Genomic DNA, 19,055 nt, shown 5'->3' on the forward strand with positions numbered 1-19,055 from the left:
ATTATTTAACTATTTTTTATAGTAAGTCACATTTAAAAGCCAGTTTTTAAATCAAAAACTGGCTAGATTGCAATTGAGGACTTGGATTATTTCAATGGTGATACGGCTGTGGGTAAAGCAATCATTGATTTCATTTCATGGGTAAGCCATTGTGGTCCGCCTTTAGGTGGCCAAATACCATCTGCAACTGATTTCGCACGGATGTCAGAACGTTCATTTAAAGATTTATATGGCCAGATACTTACAATGCGCGGATTACCGTCCAGCGCATACATGGCAATCGTCAACTTGGAATATTGTGTACGTGTCGGTACAGCATTTTTCCAGGCATTCAGGACATGTGGAATACCGCCATGTTTTAATTCATAGGTACGAATTTCATAAACCGGACCAAATTCACCTAATTCTACTTCAGGTAAAAAATCAAATCCGGCAAAATGTTCTACAGAATAACGAATAATATGTTCTGGACTATTAAATAAATTTTCCTGTTCCGCAAGACGCTGATTCTCGCTTTCCTGATCGGCTTGTGAATTAAACCCGAGAAAAATGACAACCTGATTCAATTGACCAATATCGGAAAAGAAAACACCTAATAATTTAGCTTTGGCATTTTCTGCCTGATAAAATTGTTGAATACCCTCGGCAACGGATCCGGCAGTACCCATTTTGATGGTGATATTGATAAGTTGATAAAGTTTCATGCTGATTTGTACTCCTGCGCTAAACTTTGGGGTTGGTTGAGTTGCTGATTCGAAGAAGATGTTGTTTGGTTGAGTTTTCCAGCTGCAAATTGTGCAATACGCCAAGCAAAAACCATCCCGGGGCCTAATGTTGTTCCGGGTCCAGGATAAGTTCCTTTAAAAATTGAAGATAAATCGTTTCCACAAGCAAATAATCCAGGGATGACCTGTTGCTGGTCATCCAATACACGACCAAACTCATCACCTGCAAGTCCGGCACTGCTAGCGCAATCCATAGGAATGACGGGTAGCGCATAAAATGGTGGTTGTTGTAATTTACCTAGACAAGGATTCGGTTGAATCTCTGCATCACCATTGAAACGGTTCATCACACCAGATCCCTTAGCAAAATCGCTATCTTCACCTTTGTCTACAAAATGATTAAAGCGTTGTACTGTTTGTGTTAGACCTTTTGGATTAATGCCTGTTTTTTCTGCCAAAGCTTGTAAGGTCGGGGCAGAAAACAAATATTTTTCCTGTAAGAAATAATTCAGTTTTTTTGCGCCCGGTAAGACAAAGCCAAGCCCATATTTTTCAATTGCTGTGTGGTCACAAACCAGATAAGAGACGATTTTATCTTTACCCAAATTACTTTTGATCTGAGCCATACAAAAATCGTGATAGGAATCTGCTTCATTGACAAAACGCTGCCCATCCGCATTCACAGCAATAACACCAGGTTTTGCCCGGTCCAAAATAATATGTGGCCAAATTGCTTTATAGCCATTTTTATGGGTATGGATAGAACAGGGAAAATACAACACACTACTGTCTACAGAAGGATCAAGTTTTGCACCAATGTGCATGGCTTGTGTTAAACCATCAGCAGTATTAGATACTGGTGCCAGTGAATCCTGAGTTAAANCCTTGCGGAAAAAGTTGCTGCCGAATTTTACTGTCCCAGCCGATCCCGCCTGTAGCAAGTACCACACCCTGCCGTGCTTTAATGGTAACCGGCCCTTTTTCAGTCATGATTTTTGCGCCAATGACTTTGCCCTGTTCACAAATTAATGTTTGTAAAGGCGCATTGAACCATACAGGAACTTGCTTTTGTTTTAAGTTATAAAACAAACTCCCGACCAGCGCATTGCCCATAACCAGACGTGTGCCTCGGTTAAAACGTAATCTGGAAAGAAAGTAAGGCAAAACCACCTTTAATGTTGTAATAAAGTTGCTAGCAGATGAAAATGGATTTAATAACGACGTTAATTCATTGCGGTTAACCATCATTCCACCCAGCCCCATAAATTCAGGACGTGGTGGACGTATATGACTAAAATCTTTACCTAAAAGACTGCCATCAAATTCAGCAGGTGCAAGTGCACGACCGCCAAAAGCCTCTCCGGGCTGATTTTTAACATAATCAGGATGGGCTAGACAGGCATTTAGCTTAACACTGGTTTTTTCATCCAGATCGCGAATCATTTGAGCACTAGATTGCAAAAAAGCCTCTCGTAGTGATTCTCCACCACGTCCGGCCACTACTGCTTTTAAAAAAATACGGGCCTGTTCAATATCATCCGGGACACCCGCTTTAGCGCTTAGATGAGAACCGGGTGCCCAGATTGTGCCTCCGGATGTTGCGGAGGTACCACCGACCTGATCTGTTTTTTCACAAAGCAGGACATCCAGACCATTAAGCTTGGCAAATAATGCAGTGGACATACCCGCTGCTCCGGCACCAATCACCAGTAAATCGACCACTTTTTCCATGTGATTATCCTTTTGCATGTTGTATTTGATTTAAATAGGCGTGTTTAGCTAGGTCTAAGCCAGCTAAATAACCAAAGGTCATGGCAGGCCCCAAGGTAATTCCACCACTTGGATATTGCCCCCCCATTATGCTGTTCATGTCATTACCGACTGCATATAAACCTTGAATAGGAAGATGTGTATGTTTATCCAGGACATTGCCGTCCACTGTGGTATGTAATCCGGCAAAGGTGCCCAAACTACCGGGTACAATCTCTATGGCATAAAAAGGCGCCTTTTCAATTGGTGCGATACACGGGTTCGGGAAGTGCTCACTATCCCCTTGTGCTTTTTGATAAGGCGTGGTTCCGCGAGCAAATTGTGGATCTTGCCCGTCTTTGGCAAAATGGTTGTAATTTTCTACAGTTCTTTGAAATTGCTGGATATCAATACCACATTGTTGTGCCAAAGCTTGCAGTGTATTGCCAGATTTTAAATAGCCATTATCCAGCCAAGGTTGCATTGATAATGGAAATGGTTTAACCGCACCTAGACCATAACGACGAATAAACTTATGATCGCAAATCAACCAACAACGTACCAATTCACCTGTTTTACTATGATTGAATAAGTCCTTAATAAATGCAGGATAAGAATCTCCTTCATTGGTAAAGCGTTGTCCATTGGCTAAAACAGCAATTAATCCGGGTTTACCGCGTTCCACCAAATGAGGAAAACGACCTAATGTGCCATCCAGACGTGGAATCAGTGAAACTGGCGCCCAAGCCCCCGCCCAAGGTAATTGTTGATCAACTTCTCCTCCTACTGCTTCAGCCAGATTCAGGCCATCACCGGTATTAGTTTCTGGTGCTGCCGAATAATGCGGTGTTCCTTCTGCGACATGCTTAAAGAGTTGTTTTTTTCTAGCTTCATCATGTGGAAATCCGCCAGTTGCCAGCACCACACCACACTTGGCATTAATTTGTACAATGCCTTGTGGAGTGTTAAATAAAGCACCTGTAATTTGATTATTGTCCTTAATCAACTCAGTGGCCTTGTGATTGGCTAATAATTTTATCCGATAGTCCAATGCAGATTTTAACAGTCGTGCTACTAGAGCATTGCCATTAACGATTTGTGTTGAACGCTGTCTGAATAGCAGATCAACAAAATGACGAAGGACACGTTTGGTGGCATAGACAAAAGACGAAACATGACGAAAAGTATTTAAAAAATGTTTCATATCTACGCCGGAAGCAATTCCCATCCCCCACACGGTGGTTTCCGGAATTGCAGGCTTGAGCAAATGCAAATTGGATCCCAACTCTCGCCCATCAAAAGGTGCAGCAACAATAGAGCGCCAACCAACACGAGAACCAGCGACATCAAAAAAATCAGGAACAACAGTACCCATATTAAATTTGACCGAAGTTGATTTCTCAAAAAAATCAACCATCTCAGGCGCTCTGGTTAAATAAGTATGAATTTTATTTTCATCATAATATTCAGCCAGAACTTGTTTAAGGTACTGTTTTGGCATATCAATCGGTTCTGCCTGACCAGCTTTTTCTGCATGGGGCGTATTCGGTATCCATAACCAGCCCCCAGAAACTGCTGTTGTGCCGCCAAAAACTGTTGCCTTTTCTGCCACAATCACATTCAATCCTTGCGCTGCTGCGGTAATAGCAGTTGATAATCCACCAGCGCCTGAACCAATGACCAGCACATCACAATGATGGATATGACGAATATGGGGTTTCGATGATTGAAAATCATGTTGTATTGACACATTCATATCTTTACCCCGCCAGTGTTTCCTGCTGAGTCTGAGCAACCAGTTGCTTCATTGCATCTAGATTGATTTGTGCCCGTTCCATTGCTGGCCGTTTGGCCAGTGTTAGGTTCGGAACTTCTGCTGCCAGGGTAATGTCTGTTGGCAAAGCACAAAGTAAGGCAATTAAATCAATTTCACCTTGACCCGGTACCAAACGGTTGGAGCGTGCAATTTGAATTAGACCTTCATCTGAAGAGTCATATTTGGCCAGTCCATCGCAAAGTTGCACATAATTTATTTGTGTTGGGTTAAGCGATTTGATCTGTGCCAAAGTGGAATCGGAACGATCAAAATGTAAGGCATCAATCAAAATTGCTGCATTGTCCTGAGCAGCTTGTTCAACGATAAATTTTGCCTGTTGCAAGTTCTTTACATTGGTCCACGGCATAAATTCCAGATCACAACTTAAACCATATTGTGCGCTGAGTTGACAAAACTCTGCATAGCTATCAATTAAACGGCTTTGCTCAGGATCATTCCCGGCAACAAGAATATGTTTGGCATTGAGTTGCTGCGCTACGTCTAAAAAACCTAAATAATTTTGAGGATTGAAATCAGGGGTAATCCGAATAATTTCAACATCTGCAACCTTTACTCCGGTATCCTGCAAAGCTGCTTTAGTTTCCTGGATGAGATGTGTATCCGTTAAAATTGGATAATTTTGTTCATTCGGAGCTGCCGGCAATAGGCGTAGACCTACTGCACTGTATCCACAGGTCGAAGCAATTTTTACTGCGTCTACTGGTGTTACATCAGCTACTGTTAAAAAGGATAAGGAATATTTACGCTGCATCATGGTGATCCTTTTGGTTTTCAAGCAAGTAGGACACCATCAGATCACGAACCTGAGCAAACATATCTGTTCCTTTGACTACAGCGCAACCTAGCGTTAACGCATGACGAATGAGTGGGGTATTTTCCGGACTGGTTACTACATCGGCCACCGCCATTTGTGCAGTAATCTGATTCAGTTGAAATGCCGCAGAGGGATCACCATTCATGCCCATTGGGGTTGCATTGACCAGCACATCAAAACCGGTAGGATCATTATCATGTGCAAAGACTTTGGCTTTACCAAGCTGACTGAGTTGTTCAACCAATTGTTGTTGCCGCTGGCCATCCAGTTCAAAAATGGCAAGTTCTGATACACCAGACAGCAAAAGCTCATAAGCAATCGCTTTACCTGCCCCGCCTGCACCAGCCAGTAAAACTTTTTTATTTTTTAAGATAATTCCCTGAGCCAGAATTGCCTTTACCATGCCTTTGCCATCCAGCATATCGCCTTCCCACCCTTGAGCACAGCGACGAATGGTATTAACAGCACCAATAAAACTTGCTCTTTCGGTAACTTGATCGCAGCAGTTTAAAGCTGAAATTTTATGTGGTACGGTGACAATCAAGCCATCTGTATTGAGCATATTTCTGGTGGTTTTGATAAAGTCAGCAAAATTATCCGGATGCACATCAGCAGGTGAAACAATCGCATCAAGCCCTTTATTGATGAGTTCCTGAGTTACCCCTTCTGGTGATTTCACTTGTTTGATGGGGTGTCCTACCACAAAATAGAGCCGTGTTGATCCATTTAATTGAATGTCCATTGATTCAATCTCCTTGTATATACATGTTTTAATTAAATTTGAGCACTGTCGAGTTCACGTTGTTGCATTTTTTTTGGTGTATACAATATTTTCATCACCAGTAATGCCATCATGATTCCGGCAGTGGGTAGGCATAAAATCAGAAAAATTTTGTTGGCTGGCCAGCCCAGACTGAGAAAATACGCACCTGCAAATGCACTCGCTACCGCACCCAAGCGACCAATACCGTGCATCCAGCTATTTCCTGTTGCTCGGGCAAAAACCGGATAAAACGAACTGGATATACTGTTAATGCCTGCATTTGCACCATTCATCCACATACCGATAAAGAAACACATGCCACTGTACAACATGAAGTTATGGCCGGCTTCACCGATAAAGAACATAAAGAAAATCGCAATGCCATAACCAATCACCAGACCAATATGCGGATTAAGTTTATCCATTAAATATCCACATGCCAGACAGCCAATCGGACCACCGAGTTGATAAATAGCGGTGATTAAGGATGCTTCACTGATACTAAATCCAAATTCATGGCTCATCATTGGCAACCAGCTTCCTAATAAATACACTACAAATAAGCCGGAGGCATAACTCCACCACAGTAAAAAACTACCCAGTACATAAAATGGACTGAGGACTGTTTTCACTGGATTATGAATGGTATTGGTTTTTGCTTTTGGTAAGACAAATTCTGTATTGCTGGTATCAAAATCAGGTGCCATTTTATGCACAATGGCATCAATTTCGGCTTTAGGATGTTTCTTTAATACCTTATATCCAATCGATTCTGGTAATTTAAACCAGGCAATAAGTGCCAAAATAATGGGTAACGTGCCGCCAATAATCATCATGGCATGCCAATTAAAATGTGGAATAACCCATGCTGCTAGAAATCCACCAATTGCCGCACCAATCGTAAATCCACTTAGAATCAGTGTTACTAGACGACCATTTACCCGCATTGGAGAGTAATCTGTCACTAATGTAACAGCTTGAGGCATAACACCACCCATAAATAATCCGGCTATTAATCGAAAAATCATGAGTTCAGTTACATTGCTGGACAAGGCCGCCAGTAATGTAAAAATGCCAAAGCCCAAAAGATTGACCACTAATAAAATTTTTCGACCAAATTTATCCGCCAATGGTCCGGAGATTACCGCACCGAGTGCAAGACCTACTAATGCAGCGCTCATAACAGGCGCTAGATCAGTGGTACTGATGCCCCATTCCTGTTTAATTACAGGGGCAACAAAGCCCATAATGGAAATATCAATTCCATCTACGACGACAATCATTAGACATATAAATATGATGAATTTTTGCATAGGAGAAATTCGATTTTTATCGAGGAACTCCCTTAAATCTACCTGTTGAGTCATTTACTTGCTCCCTCAGCATTGACCAGTTGATGATGCTTTTTCCGTGCATGGCTGGTTTTGTTATCAATTCAGGTTCATTTTTCATATGACCAATCGAATTAAATTTCATTAATCAAAACAATTCATCCAAAATTGCATTTAAGATAGAATCTACCCCTACTATAATGTGTTTTTAATAATTTTGGAACAGTGTTCCAAAAAAATATATCAGGATTTTTATGCTTAGTAATAATGATCGGTCTTTACAGGTTCTTGAAGCGTTATTAAAAGAGGTGAATGGCTGTGCATTGAGTCAACTTTCTTCAGATCTCGATATCCCAAAATCAGCCATGCATCGTTTGCTGGGTGCAATGAAGGATATGGGTTATATCTATCAGGATGAAATTACCCAACACTATAAACTGACCCTAAAAGTCGCTTCAATGGGGCTGACTTATCTTTCATCCCGTTCTATTACAGAAACTTTCCAACCTTTTTTAAACGAACTTGCCCAACAATCAGAAGAACTTGTCCGTTTAGGTCTAATTGAAAATGAAAAAATTATCTGGATTGGGAAAGCACAGGGTGCAAAATCAGGTTTAAAATATGATCCTGACTCCGGTGGTGTGGCTTACCTTCCGGCTTCTGCATGCGGTCTTGCCTATTTATCTCATTTAAATCCACAAGATTTAAAACGTATTGTGGAACGTGAAGGATTTGAGAAAGCAGAAAATTTTGGCTCCAACTCACCTAAAAACCTGCCAGAACTAGAAAAAATGATTCAAGCTTCTATTGATCGGGGCTATGGTTTAATTTGTGATACCTATGAATTGGGTATGACAGCAATGGCTAAAATTATTATTAATCCGACCACAGGTCAGCCTTTTGGGACGGTAAGTATTGCAGGTCCTTCGGTACGCTTAAATGATGCGAAAATACAGCGACTCGCTCCAGCCCTTTCCCAAACAGCCGAAAAAATTGGTCAGATTATTCATTTGGTGCACCGTTGATTTATGACAAAAAAGTGATCGCAAGCGATCACTTTTTATTGATTTTTTTTCAAGCATTTTATGCATGATTAATCATATATCACTGTTCATTCACTGGCTAAACTGACCATTTTACTACGTGCCTTATGCAGTTTTTTATAACTATCAATCAGGCGTAGATGTCGATCCAGTCCTTCTAGCTGCATATTGGTTGGGGTTAAACCAAAGAAACGTACACTGCCCTCTACTGAACCCAATACTGCATCCATTCGTGTATCACCAAACATACGACGGAAATTCACCACATAATCATCCAGTTCTAGTTCGTCATCCAATACGACTTCTAACACGACATTTAAGCACTGATAAAACAAACCACGCTCAACCGTATTAGTGTTGTATTGCAAAAAGGCTTCTACCTGTTCCTTGGCTTCCTCGAATTGCTTTAACGCCAAATAGATCAATAATTTTAACTCTAAAATCGTAAGCTGGCCCCATTCGGTATTGTCATCAAACTCAATGCCGATCAAAGTTTTAATTTCGGTATAATCATCCAGTTCACATTCTTCCAAGCGTTCCAGAAGTGCCTCAAGACTTTCATCATCTAGACGATGCAGATTTAAAATATCAGCGCGGAATGCCAAGGCTTTATTGGTATTATCCCAGATCAAATCCTCAACCAGATAAATTTCCGAATAATCGGGTACCAAAATACGGCAAGCTGTGGCACCTAAATGCTCATATACCGCCATATAGACTTCTTTGCCCATTTCTTCAAGAATGCCAAACAAGGTTGCCGCTTCCTCGGCATTGGAATTTTCACCTTCACTTGAAAAATCCCATTCCACAAAATCAAAATCTGCTTTGGCACTAAAGAAACGCCAAGACACCACACCACTGGAATCAATAAAATGTTCGACAAAATTATTTGGTTCGGTGACTGCATTACTGCTAAAGGTTGGCTGTGGTAGGTCATTTAAACCTTCAAAACTACGACCTTGTAATAATTCTGTCAGACTACGTTCCAGAGCCACTTCCAATTTTGGATGAGCACCAAAGGAGGCAAATACGCCACCTGTTCGCGGATTCATCAAGGTGACACACATCACCGGAAATTGACCACCAAGTGATGCATCTTTGACTAACACCGGAAAGCCCTGTTCTTCCAAGCCTTTGATGCCTGCCACTATACTTGGATATTTCGCCAATACTTCCTGTGGCACATCGGGCAGTGTCATTTCACCTTCTAGAATTTCCCGTTTTACCGCACGTTCAAAAATTTCCGATAAACATTGTACTTGTGCCTCGGCTAAAGTATTCCCGGCACTCATGCCATTACTTAAAAACAGGTTTTCAATTAAATTTGAGGGGAAATATACCACTTCACCATCGGATTGACGGATAAATGGCAAGGAACAAATGCCACGTTCTGTATTGCCAGAGTTGGTATCGTATAAATGTGAGCCAAGCAGTTCATCATCTGGATTGTAAATTTCCAGACAATATTCATCGAGAATTTCTTCTGGCAGCTCATCATTTGGACCCAGTTTAAACCATTTTTCATCGGGGTAATGTACAAACTCGGCATTGGCAATCTCTTCACCCCAAAACTGATCATTGTAGAAAAAGTTGCAGTTTAAGCGTTCGATAAATTCGCCCAGTGCCGAAGCCAAGGCACTCTCTTTGGTTGCACCTTTACCATTGGTAAAACACATAGGCGATTGAGCATCACGGATATGTAAAGACCAAACATTCGGCACAATATTACGCCATGATGCAATTTCAATTTTCATGCCCAGATTTGCCAGAATAGCGGACATATTGGCAATGGTTTGCTCTAATGGCAGATCCTTACCAGTAATAAACGTACTACTTTCAGCGGCAAGACTTGGCATGAGCAATGCTTGTGCATCTGCATCAATACTTTCTACTTCTTCAATGATAAATTCTGGCCCGGTTTGTATGACCTTTTTGACGGTACAACGATCTATCGAGCGTAGAATACCTTGACGGTCTTTATCGGAAATATCCGCAGGCAACTCAACCTGAATTTTAAAAATCTGCTTGTAGCGGTTTTCTGGATCTACAATATTATTTTGTGACAAACGGATATTGTCAGTTGGAATATCGCGCGCTGCACAATAGACTTTGACAAAATAGGCAGCACATAAGGCTGATGACGCAAGGAAATAGTCAAATGGTCCCGGTGCTGAACCGTCACCCTTATAACGAATCGGCTGATCGGCAATGACGTTAAAGTCATCGAATTTGGCCTCTTGTCGAAGATTATCGAGATAATTAACCTTGATTTCCATGCTGGCACCTAATAATGATGATGTGTCGGCATAGACACATAAAACGCTAAATATGGAGCGCCATTTTACAGAATTATTGTATTTGATTAAGGTCTTTTATCTATTTTTCTTATTTATTTATACAAATCGCCTAACATTAGAACAGTCTAAATTAAAATTTTTAAAAACATCTATCATTTTTTCCAGTTAAATCCCAAGTTGAACCTAAAGCCTTGCCTTTTTATTATCCAATGACTTGGCAAGTGATTGACTAAAGAAAATTTGTGCAGCTTTTAAAGAAGTTCAAATATTTTTAGAAAAACAAACACCCCAAAATTAAAACAGCGACATTGCTCTTTTGGCAAATTCAAAGTCATGCTGGGTCAACATCGCTTTATATACTTGCTGTAATTCCTCTCGCCAATCACGCATCTCCTGTAAAATATGCTCAGCTTGTTGTCGCTCAAGTAAGAATTGTTCGCTCATACTGAGGATATTTTCTTTGTTGATCACATTGCCTTGTTTGCCGATTTGCATACTCAGTGTTGATGGCTTAAATTCCACATTCGGTACAACATCGTACAATGGAGCCAAATGCCAACGGCCTTTTTTATAAATAAAAGCATGATTTTTTGGGTGATCATCATTATTACCAATCATGGCGTTGAAAATCATACGTTTGTAAAGCTCATGAATATCTTCAAGCGCCAAACCTTTACGAATCATTTCATTTGCCATGAGTGGATATGACCAGCGACTATGATCAATACTTTTCCATGATGCATCCAGTAAAGTAAGACCACTCATCATAGGATAGCGTTTAAACTGCCCGGATTGCTCGTCATATTCACGATCAAAACGATCCAGAATTAACACATCTTTGGGCATATTACGATGCGTGATAGTTTGTAACGAATGCCCTGCCACGTTTAAACCTTTTTGTTGTGCGAACTGTAAACACAGAAATTCCAATCGAGGTATATTGACAATATCATCCCTGTCTTTGGGTTTGGCCAGATAAAGTTTGTGTTGATCATATAAAGTGATTTTGGGACGTGCGCCGCCTAAAGATGTGGTTTGTGCCAAAGCCAGCTGCATGCGTTGAATGGCTTCCCCATCCCGAATTGCATCTGAAAAATCCAGAAATTCATTTAAATGGATAAATGGCCGAAAATTTTCGGTGGTCGCTTTTTGGGTCACTCGCCTGATTTCACCCACACAAAGATTTCCAAAACGGTCGGCATTTTGCGCCTGAATTAAAAAATCCAAATCTGTCCAGGCACTATCCTTGTTATGTGCATAAATCCGCTTTAAAACTGCTTGTCCCCATGCATCAGGCATAATGTCCATCACAAAGCCGGGAATACCATCATTTGTGGTGATGGTATAGGGTGCTTTCCGCAGCGGATAATGAATTTCGTCAGGTACCCAATGATGCTGATAGTCAGGTGCATAGACAAATTGTCCAACGCCATTGTCTACAGATAAGCGCCCCATCGTTACAAAATCAATCTGTTCTGGTAATTGTGCATAAAGATAAATGACCTGTTTCATCAAAAATTATCCTCATCTATTTTCGCCAGCCGAATTCTACGTTGTTTGGTTTTTTGTTCGATTTCTGGCAAGGATTGATTTAACTGATCTAATATACCCAAATACCATAATGCTTTAATGACGACACCATATTCCACAGATTTGTCGCCACGTTCGATTCTTTTAATGGTGGAAAGTGACGAACCAATCGCCTGAGCTAAATCTTCCTGACGTAATTGTCGATCAAGTCGTTTTTGTTTGATCAAAAGCGCCAGTTTTTCACAAAATAATTGCCCATCTAAGGGAAAAAAATCAGCATTAACATTCAAATCTGACACCTTAACTAATTTAAAATATCATATATGAACCATAGTATCAGGTATATATGCAAAATTAAAGTTTTTGTGTTGAGAGTTAAAATATATTAAGGTTTAAATTTATAATAATTTTTTTAAATAAAATACCGATCTTAAATTTTATATTTATAAAATATCTCTAAAATAATAGTATAAAAAGCCTAAAATCTTTAATAAGGAAGAGTTCTAAACAACCATTCTTGACCCTATCAATTGATTTAATACATTGATAATTCCAATTTGTTTAAGCCCAGATCACCATAATTGCTGCAATCACGATTAACAATAGACCTAACTGATCTGTTTTGGCCAGTTGTTCTTTAAAAAAATAAACAGAAATCAATAAACTAAAAAAGATTTCAATTTGTCCCAAAGTTTTGACAATAGCGACCGATTGCATACTCATAGCACTAAACCAGCCCAAGGAAGCTAAAAAACTGCACACACTGACTTTAAAGGTTAATCCGATGCGTTGCCACATTGCCAGTAAAGTATGCCGACGACAGATACCCAGATAAACCAGCAGGATCACACATTCAAAACCAATCACCCAAACCAATACCCATGCTGCACGGTGCAAAAATGGCAACATGGCAAGTTCAAGACTGGCTTCCCGAACTAAAAGTGAGGTGAGTGCAAAACTTAAACCACTCCCCATACCAATCACTAAAGTGGGTAAAGATAGTGTGTTTTGATTACGTCCTTTACTTAATAAAAATACTGCAATACCACCAATTGCTACACCGATATATCCCAAAATAGTGAAATGATCATGCAAAAGAATAACAGCAATAATGGCAGCGAAAATCGCCTCACTCTTGGCAAGTCCGACGCCAATGGCATAATTTTTTTGTTTGAAAAGCTGAACCATCAACGCAGTTGCAATAATTTGGCTACAACCGGCAATTACGATATAAAACCAGAATTTCGCTGAAAATTGTACCTGTGCCACAATCGGTTTTTGCCAATACATTCCAATTAAATAGACAATGGCAAAAGGTAATGCAAACAGGAATCTTGCTAAGGTCACACCATAGACATCAACGCTGCTACTCAGTTGTTTTTGAAATGCATTACGCCATGCCTGCATAAATGCAGCCATCAACGTAAAAATAATCCAACTTAATGTCATGCCAAAACTCAAGATAATGTATGAATGCTCTCCTGAACGCTTTTTTATACAGAGAAATTAGCCCATATATAAAATAAAGATGCCGTTTGGGAGACATATCATTTTAACAAGGCAAAGACGTTCTGAATCAAAAACAAAGTCATCACATTTTGCAAGTACAAAACGGCATTTGGGAGACAAGATAAATAAAAGAAACACCTTTATGGCGTGATTTGCCATCTGAACAAGTCGAAGCAATTAAAACCACACAGGCTGCCCAAATTCCACTAAAACGTACAGCCAAGATTGAAGAAGTTGCGTCTGCCTATATATTTTGATGCAAAATAGCTTTATTACAGGTCAAACCATTGCTGTTGATGGTGGAATAGATCTGGTTTAAATCAATGCCAGAATTGATTTATCCTGTATTTTTCCTCCTATTTACACAACTTATAGATAGATTTTAAGCTGTTGTCATGCAGTGATCACGATTTATCTAGATGTTGGTTATTTTATGTCAACTATCCTTAACTTGATTCACAAACAAGGTTTGCTCATGTTAGGCAGTAGCATGAGCATGTTGTCTTGCACTCAACATTGCTTAGCGTGCAAAAGCCTTAAGAAACGTCGTCACTGCACTGCCCACCCAAAAATCAATCTGTGCATCAGAAGGTTGTGCTTCTGGGTGAGTCAGACATTCCAGTTGCCCTTCTCCGCGGAGTAAATTAATAAATAAGGACGCTGAAGTTTCATAGCCAAATTGTTGTACATCGATCTGTCCGTCATCAACAGCCTGTTCCAAATGCTGAGCAATAATACGCATCATTTGACGTGGACCAGAGAGATAAAACTGTCGTGCCAACGCTGGAAAACGTGGCGCTTCTGCAATTGCAACCCGAAAAAAAGCCAGTCCGTCCGGTGATAAAATAAATTTTAAATAAGCGTGCCCCAAATCTCTAAGAGACTGCTCAATATTATGTGAAGATGTCTCAATAGCATTCACTGTGTTTGCCATTTGCTGGCATTGATATTTAATCACCGCAGCAAACATGGCTTCTTTATTGGCAAAACAATGATATAACGTGGCTTTTGAAACTTTTGCCTCTTTTTGAATCATATCCGTGGTGGCAGCACTAAATCCATGGGTTAGAAAAATACGACGTGCCGCATGTAATATCAGCATGGATTTTTCATTTAATGTTGTCATTGCCAGTCACTTTTCCATTCAAAAAAACGATGTAGTTTACTTATATTATCAAATTTAAACCATTTAAATCGATTTAAAAAACCAATTAGACATACTCATTTTTCTTGCTATAGTACCGATCGGTACAGTTATTTAGCACACTAATAATGCAACAGCTCAACATTTTTAACTCTGTTTTGGCTCATCATAAATATATGTTAGTCATTTTGGGATCTGCCACATTGCTGACTTTATCTGGATGTGTGCAGCAATCATCTCTCATGCCAAAAACAGATATTGCAGTTGATCAGGCTCAGGCATTCCATCAACAACAGCAAAATTTTCTGCAACAACATCCGGAATTTCACCAAGAGTCGTTACCACAGCAATGGTGGCAACTTTTTAATGATCCGGTTTTAACACAGCTACAGCAACAACTGGCTCAAAGCAATCCAGATAATCAAATTGCGCTGTTAAAAATTGAAGAAAGTCAGGCCGCATTGGGACAAATCAATGCATCTTTACAGCCACAAATCAGTCTAGATGCAGATTATTCCCGCTCCGCCATTAGCCAACATATTCCAGTGGCCAAATTAGGTGCAAGTCATCATGCTTACAATCTTTGGAGCATGGGTGTACAGTCTTCATGGGAACTGGACTTATGGGGCTATCTCAAACATTTACGCTCGGCCGCTCAGGCAGGAATAGACGCCAAATATTATGATCAGCAGCAAGTTAAGGTTTCGTTATCGGCAGAACTGGCAAGATATTATTTTCTACTTCGTGGCTTGCAAAACCAATTAACTATACAACAGCAGATTTATCAACTGGATCTGGAAACAATTCAAATCTATCAGAAAAAATTACACAATGGTGTTGCAACCAATGCCGATCTTGCAACTGTCACATCACAGGCAATCCAAGCCCAGCAGCAACTTGAGCAATTAACTCAACAGATTGATTTGGTTAAAAACAGTATCACGCAAATGCTGGGAATGGCACCAAAACAACTGGATAGCCTACTCACTTCCGTAACATTACCACCACTACCATCACAAATACCGATCGGTTTAGCTTCCGATTTGGTAAAATATCGTCCTGATATTTTGCAGGCTGATGCAGAGTTACGCGCTGCCTTGGAAAATGTTCAGGCTGCTCAGGCTGATTTTTATCCACGTATCGGTTTAACGGCACAGGGTGGCTTACAGGCGTTTTCACTTTCTGATTTTGGCAGCTGGAGTTCACGGCAATATGCGATCGGTCCAACTTTTCATTTGCCGATTTTTGAAGGTGGTAAACTAAAAAGTACATTAGCACTGAATGAAACCCGACAAAAAATTGCCGCGATCAATTATCAAAAAACTGTTCTGAATGCTTGGCATGAGGTTGATAATGCGTTAACAGATTATCAATATAACAAAACAGATGTTGAACTATTACAGCAACAGCTTAACCAAAATCAAATCACTCAACATGTGGTCAATCGTAATTTAGAGCAAGGTACGGTTGATCGTACTCAACTCATCAATGCCAAAAAACAGACGCTATTGACACAATCTGAGCTGATTCAGAATTGGTCAGCTTCAGCATTATCTATTGTTGCGCTATATCGTGCCCTAGGTGGTGAAGGCGCAGCACAATTTTCTCATCAACTTGTACAGGAGAAGCGCTAATGTCCGATCATCACGCATCTTCTGTGCCGAAGGGACCGCCCGGTATCATTCTGTTTACCCCACGGATTGCCTGTGGCTTATTAGGTATTTTAATTGCGGCTATGGTGGCGGGATTAAATAACCGGGTTGCAGGCTTGGTATTGGTAGACATGCAAGGTGCGTTGGGTTTTGCCAGTGATGATGCCTCATGGTTAAATACTGTCTATTCGGCAGGTGAATTGGCTGCTATGCCTTTTGCGACCTGGTGTGCAATTACTTTTTCCATGCGCCGTTTTCATTCCTTGATGTTAAGCACAGCCTTATGTCTGGCTGCAATTATTCCATTTATTCATAATTTGAATTTACTGTTAACAGTTCGTGCCTTGCAGGGCCTGTGTTCTGGGGCATTGATTCCAATTTTGATGATGGCTGCCTTGCGCTTTTTGCCACCGCATATTCGTCTACATGGACTGGCCTTATACGCACTAACCGCGACCTTTTCACCAAATGTAGCACTAGCAATTGCGACCTGGTCTGTTGATCATGTAGAAGACTGGCGCTGGGCATACTGGCATGTTATTCCTCTTGGACTCATGGCGCTAGGACTGGTGAATTATGGGATTCCCAAAATGCCACTGGTACTTCCCCGTCTTAAGCAAGGTAACTGGCTGGGTATGTGTCTGGGGATTCCCGGACTGGCTTTTTTAGTTATCGCTTTTGATCAGGGCGTACGGCTGGACTGGTTTCATTCGCCTATTATTCAAAGTAGTTTATTGGCCGGTATTGTCTTTACCTGCTTATTTCTCATTACAGAATGGCGACATCCCACACCTTTTATGAAACTGCAACTTTTGCAGCGTCGTAACCTAGGCTTAGGCTTTAGTGTGTTTTTTATCTTATTGATTGTGATGTCCAGTGCCGTGGTTTTACCAAGTAATACTTTGATGCACCTACATAATTTCCGTCTGCAACAAATTGCTGCCATTGGTTTGGTTGTGGGCTTACCACAACTTGTCTTGGGTTCAATTGTGGCACTTTTACTGTATCAAAAATGGGTTGATGCCCGTTATTTATTTGCACTTGGTCTAATGTGTATTGCGCTTGCTTGCTGGATGGCTTCCTTCATTACTTCGGACTGGAGAATTGCGGAATTTATGCCAGCAGAAATTCTCCAGATGATTGGTCAACCGCTTGCTGTAGTTTCCATGTTATTTCTGGGGACCAGCGTGGTACAACCGATGGAAGGTCCCTATGTAGCAGGCATTATTAATACCTTACGGGCGTTTGGTACAGTCTTCGGTGCCAGTGTGGTTGGGCAATTTTTGTCCCAGCGCAGTAAAATTTATCATGAACAACTGCTTGATCAGGCAGCTTTGCATACCCATCAATCGACACCATTCAATATCAATCTGGCTCAATTGGCAGCCGATATCAGTCAACAAGCCACTATTTTGGCTACCGCAGATTTATATCGTTTTTTTGCCATCATTGCAGTTGTACTGATTCCTATTGTGCTCTGCCTACAATATATTCCTGCGCCGCAACTTCAGACTGCCCCCAAAGCTCCTCAGCCTAATGATTCAAAATAGATTTTCAGGATTTTCATCATGACCAAAGATTTACGTTTTAAAATACTCATCGGTATTATTGTTATTGCCGTGCTGATCATTTGCTATTATCTGTTGAATCGCTCGGAAGCTGATCAAAAAGAGCAGTCCACCGAAGATGCTTATGTACAGGCAGATGCCACGACAGTAGCAGCACAAATTTCCGGGACAATTGAACAGGTTGCCATTCAGGATAATCAGTTTGTCAAAGTTGGGGAATCCTTATTAAAAATTGATGATCGGGAAATTCAGGTTGAACTCAAAAATGCTCAGGCAAATTTAAATAGCCAAATAGCCAATGCACATAAGTTAAAGGCCCTGATTGCTCAGCAACAAAGTTTAATCCAGCAGGCACAAGCCAATTTAAATATTGATCAATCCGGTTTAAAGCTGGCCCAACAAGATTATCAGCGTTTTTCCAATCTGGCAGCTGATGGTTCGGGAACTGTACAGGCCAAACAGCAAGCAGAAGCACAATTACAAAACCAGCAAGGTCAATATCAAAAAAACAATGCTGCACTTTCAGCCAGTAAACAACAAATTCCGGTTTTACAGGCAGATCTGGAAAAAGCCAATGCAGATATTATTGCAGCGAAAGCAGCGATTGATGCATTACAGTTAAAATTGTCCTATACTGATATTAACGCCCCAATCAGTGGCTTTATCAATCAGAAAACAGCACGTGTTGGTGGTTATGCGCAAACAGGAACACCTCTACTGACCATTGTTCCACTGAATTCTATTTATATTGAAGCAAATTTCCGTGAAACCCAGTTAAGCCATATGTGCGCAGGACAAAAGGTCGATATTCACGTTGATGCACTGCCACAAACACATTTCAACGGCACCATTGAAAGTCTGGGCGCAGCCAGTGGCGCAAGCATGTCGGCAATCGCACCTCATAATGCCACAGGAAATTTCACCAAAATCGTACAGCGTTTACCCGTAAGGATTCACGTAAATTCGGATCAGCCCAATTTTAATAAATTACGCGTGGGAATGTCGGTTCGACCTGTCGTGCATATCGATCTGAATAAATGTGCGTAATATGGTGATATTTATTTGGTATTTTATAACAAGTTTTTTGTTGGAA

16 protein-coding genes are annotated in these 19,055 nt (G+C 40.7%); 4 read left to right on the top strand and 12 right to left on the bottom strand.

Annotated features, from left to right (window positions below; translation table 11 throughout):
* Positions 1–86 precede the first annotated feature (86 nt).
* The 7 genes from CAP51_RS09150 to CAP51_RS09175 form a co-directional block, all read right to left on the bottom strand.
* A complete protein-coding gene (locus CAP51_RS09150) occupies positions 87–704 on the bottom strand; it encodes an NIPSNAP family protein (RefSeq protein ID WP_087620460.1) in 618 nt (205 codons plus the stop codon).
* On the bottom strand, positions 701–1,675 hold the full coding sequence (locus tag CAP51_RS17605; RefSeq protein ID WP_425426780.1) for an FAD-binding protein: 975 nt from the start codon (positions 1,673–1,675) through the stop codon (positions 701–703). The genes CAP51_RS09150 and CAP51_RS17605 overlap by 4 nt, the downstream gene beginning before the upstream one ends.
* The gene (locus CAP51_RS17470; protein ID WP_425426781.1) at positions 1,575–2,474 is read right to left on the bottom strand and encodes an FAD-dependent oxidoreductase; all 900 of its coding nucleotides are present in this window, start codon (positions 2,472–2,474) and stop codon (positions 1,575–1,577) included. Before CAP51_RS17470 ends, CAP51_RS17605 begins: the two co-directional genes overlap by 101 nt.
* Entirely contained in the window at positions 2,461–4,230 is a 1,770-nt protein-coding gene (locus CAP51_RS09160; RefSeq protein ID WP_087620461.1) for an FAD-dependent oxidoreductase, read from the bottom strand. The genes CAP51_RS17470 and CAP51_RS09160 overlap by 14 nt, the downstream gene beginning before the upstream one ends.
* Before the next feature lie 4 nt (positions 4,231–4,234).
* Positions 4,235–5,065 (bottom strand): sugar phosphate isomerase/epimerase family protein, encoded by an 831-nt coding sequence (locus CAP51_RS09165; RefSeq protein WP_245809117.1) that lies wholly within the window; start codon positions 5,063–5,065, stop codon positions 4,235–4,237.
* Positions 5,052–5,867, bottom strand: coding sequence for a shikimate dehydrogenase family protein (locus CAP51_RS09170; RefSeq protein ID WP_087620463.1), 816 nt, complete (start codon positions 5,865–5,867; stop codon positions 5,052–5,054). Before CAP51_RS09170 ends, CAP51_RS09165 begins: the two co-directional genes overlap by 14 nt.
* Positions 5,868–5,899: 32 nt before the next feature.
* Entirely contained in the window at positions 5,900–7,255 is a 1,356-nt protein-coding gene (locus CAP51_RS09175) for an MFS transporter (RefSeq protein WP_087620464.1), read from the bottom strand.
* Between the two features lie 218 nt (positions 7,256–7,473).
* Between CAP51_RS09175 and CAP51_RS09180 the strand changes: the two genes are divergently transcribed.
* On the top strand, positions 7,474–8,244 hold the full coding sequence (locus CAP51_RS09180; RefSeq protein ID WP_087620465.1) for an IclR family transcriptional regulator: 771 nt from the start codon (positions 7,474–7,476) through the stop codon (positions 8,242–8,244).
* An 86-nt stretch (positions 8,245–8,330) separates the two neighbouring features.
* On the opposite strand, the gene CAP51_RS09185 is transcribed toward CAP51_RS09180, so the two are convergent.
* From CAP51_RS09185 to CAP51_RS09205, 5 genes are all read right to left on the bottom strand, one after another.
* Positions 8,331–10,538, bottom strand: coding sequence for an OsmC domain/YcaO domain-containing protein (locus CAP51_RS09185; protein ID WP_087620466.1), 2,208 nt, complete (start codon positions 10,536–10,538; stop codon positions 8,331–8,333).
* A 315-nt stretch (positions 10,539–10,853) separates the two neighbouring features.
* Positions 10,854–12,071: a type II toxin-antitoxin system HipA family toxin gene (locus CAP51_RS09190; protein WP_087620467.1), complete on the bottom strand. Its 1,218-nt coding sequence runs from the start codon at positions 12,069–12,071 to the stop codon at positions 10,854–10,856.
* Positions 12,071–12,379, bottom strand: coding sequence for a helix-turn-helix domain-containing protein (locus CAP51_RS09195; RefSeq protein ID WP_420535106.1), 309 nt, complete (start codon positions 12,377–12,379; stop codon positions 12,071–12,073). Before CAP51_RS09195 ends, CAP51_RS09190 begins: the two co-directional genes overlap by 1 nt.
* 271 nt (positions 12,380–12,650) lie before the next feature.
* Positions 12,651–13,538, bottom strand: coding sequence for a DMT family transporter (locus CAP51_RS09200; protein ID WP_087620469.1), 888 nt, complete (start codon positions 13,536–13,538; stop codon positions 12,651–12,653).
* Between the two features lie 580 nt (positions 13,539–14,118).
* Positions 14,119–14,724: a TetR/AcrR family transcriptional regulator gene (locus tag CAP51_RS09205; RefSeq protein WP_087620470.1), complete on the bottom strand. Its 606-nt coding sequence runs from the start codon at positions 14,722–14,724 to the stop codon at positions 14,119–14,121.
* Positions 14,725–14,918: 194 nt separating this feature from the next.
* Here CAP51_RS09205 and CAP51_RS09210 point away from each other — a divergent pair, with 194 nt between their 5' ends.
* Genes CAP51_RS09210 through CAP51_RS09220 form a run of 3 tightly spaced genes read left to right on the top strand, consistent with a single transcriptional unit; the run spans position 14,919 to position 19,009 of the window.
* Positions 14,919–16,376, top strand: coding sequence for an efflux transporter outer membrane subunit (locus CAP51_RS09210; protein WP_281249267.1), 1,458 nt, complete (start codon positions 14,919–14,921; stop codon positions 16,374–16,376).
* Positions 16,376–17,944 (top strand): MFS transporter, encoded by a 1,569-nt coding sequence (locus CAP51_RS09215; protein ID WP_087620472.1) that lies wholly within the window; start codon positions 16,376–16,378, stop codon positions 17,942–17,944. Before CAP51_RS09210 ends, CAP51_RS09215 begins: the two co-directional genes overlap by 1 nt.
* Positions 17,945–17,962: 18 nt before the next feature.
* On the top strand, positions 17,963–19,009 hold the full coding sequence (locus tag CAP51_RS09220; RefSeq protein WP_087620473.1) for an HlyD family secretion protein: 1,047 nt from the start codon (positions 17,963–17,965) through the stop codon (positions 19,007–19,009).
* Positions 19,010–19,055: the final 46 nt, after the last annotated feature.

This window comes from Acinetobacter populi (genome assembly GCF_002174125.1).
In the GTDB taxonomy this organism is placed as follows: Bacteria; Pseudomonadota; Gammaproteobacteria; order Pseudomonadales; family Moraxellaceae; genus Acinetobacter; species Acinetobacter populi.

Excerpts from the sequence above, each read along its gene's own strand:
- CAP51_RS09205 (WP_087620470.1), bottom strand. The coding sequence starts at position 14,724 with ATGACAACATTAAATGAAAAATCCATGCTGATATTACATGCGGCACGT.
- CAP51_RS09210 (WP_281249267.1), top strand. The coding sequence starts at position 14,919 with ATGTTAGTCATTTTGGGATCTGCCACATTGCTGACTTTATCTGGATGT.
- CAP51_RS09160 (WP_087620461.1), bottom strand. The coding sequence starts at position 4,230 with ATGAATGTGTCAATACAACATGATTTTCAATCATCGAAACCCCATATT.
- CAP51_RS09190 (WP_087620467.1), bottom strand. The coding sequence starts at position 12,071 with ATGAAACAGGTCATTTATCTTTATGCACAATTACCAGAACAGATTGAT.
- CAP51_RS09175 (WP_087620464.1), bottom strand. The coding sequence starts at position 7,255 with ATGACTCAACAGGTAGATTTAAGGGAGTTCCTCGATAAAAATCGAATT.
- CAP51_RS09220 (WP_087620473.1), top strand. The coding sequence starts at position 17,963 with ATGACCAAAGATTTACGTTTTAAAATACTCATCGGTATTATTGTTATT.
- CAP51_RS09150 (WP_087620460.1), bottom strand. The coding sequence starts at position 704 with ATGAAACTTTATCAACTTATCAATATCACCATCAAAATGGGTACTGCC.
- CAP51_RS09215 (WP_087620472.1), top strand. The coding sequence starts at position 16,376 with ATGTCCGATCATCACGCATCTTCTGTGCCGAAGGGACCGCCCGGTATC.
- CAP51_RS09170 (WP_087620463.1), bottom strand. The coding sequence starts at position 5,867 with ATGGACATTCAATTAAATGGATCAACACGGCTCTATTTTGTGGTAGGA.
- CAP51_RS09180 (WP_087620465.1), top strand. The coding sequence starts at position 7,474 with ATGCTTAGTAATAATGATCGGTCTTTACAGGTTCTTGAAGCGTTATTA.
- CAP51_RS09185 (WP_087620466.1), bottom strand. The coding sequence starts at position 10,538 with ATGGAAATCAAGGTTAATTATCTCGATAATCTTCGACAAGAGGCCAAA.
- CAP51_RS09165 (WP_245809117.1), bottom strand. The coding sequence starts at position 5,065 with ATGATGCAGCGTAAATATTCCTTATCCTTTTTAACAGTAGCTGATGTA.
- CAP51_RS09200 (WP_087620469.1), bottom strand. The coding sequence starts at position 13,538 with ATGACATTAAGTTGGATTATTTTTACGTTGATGGCTGCATTTATGCAG.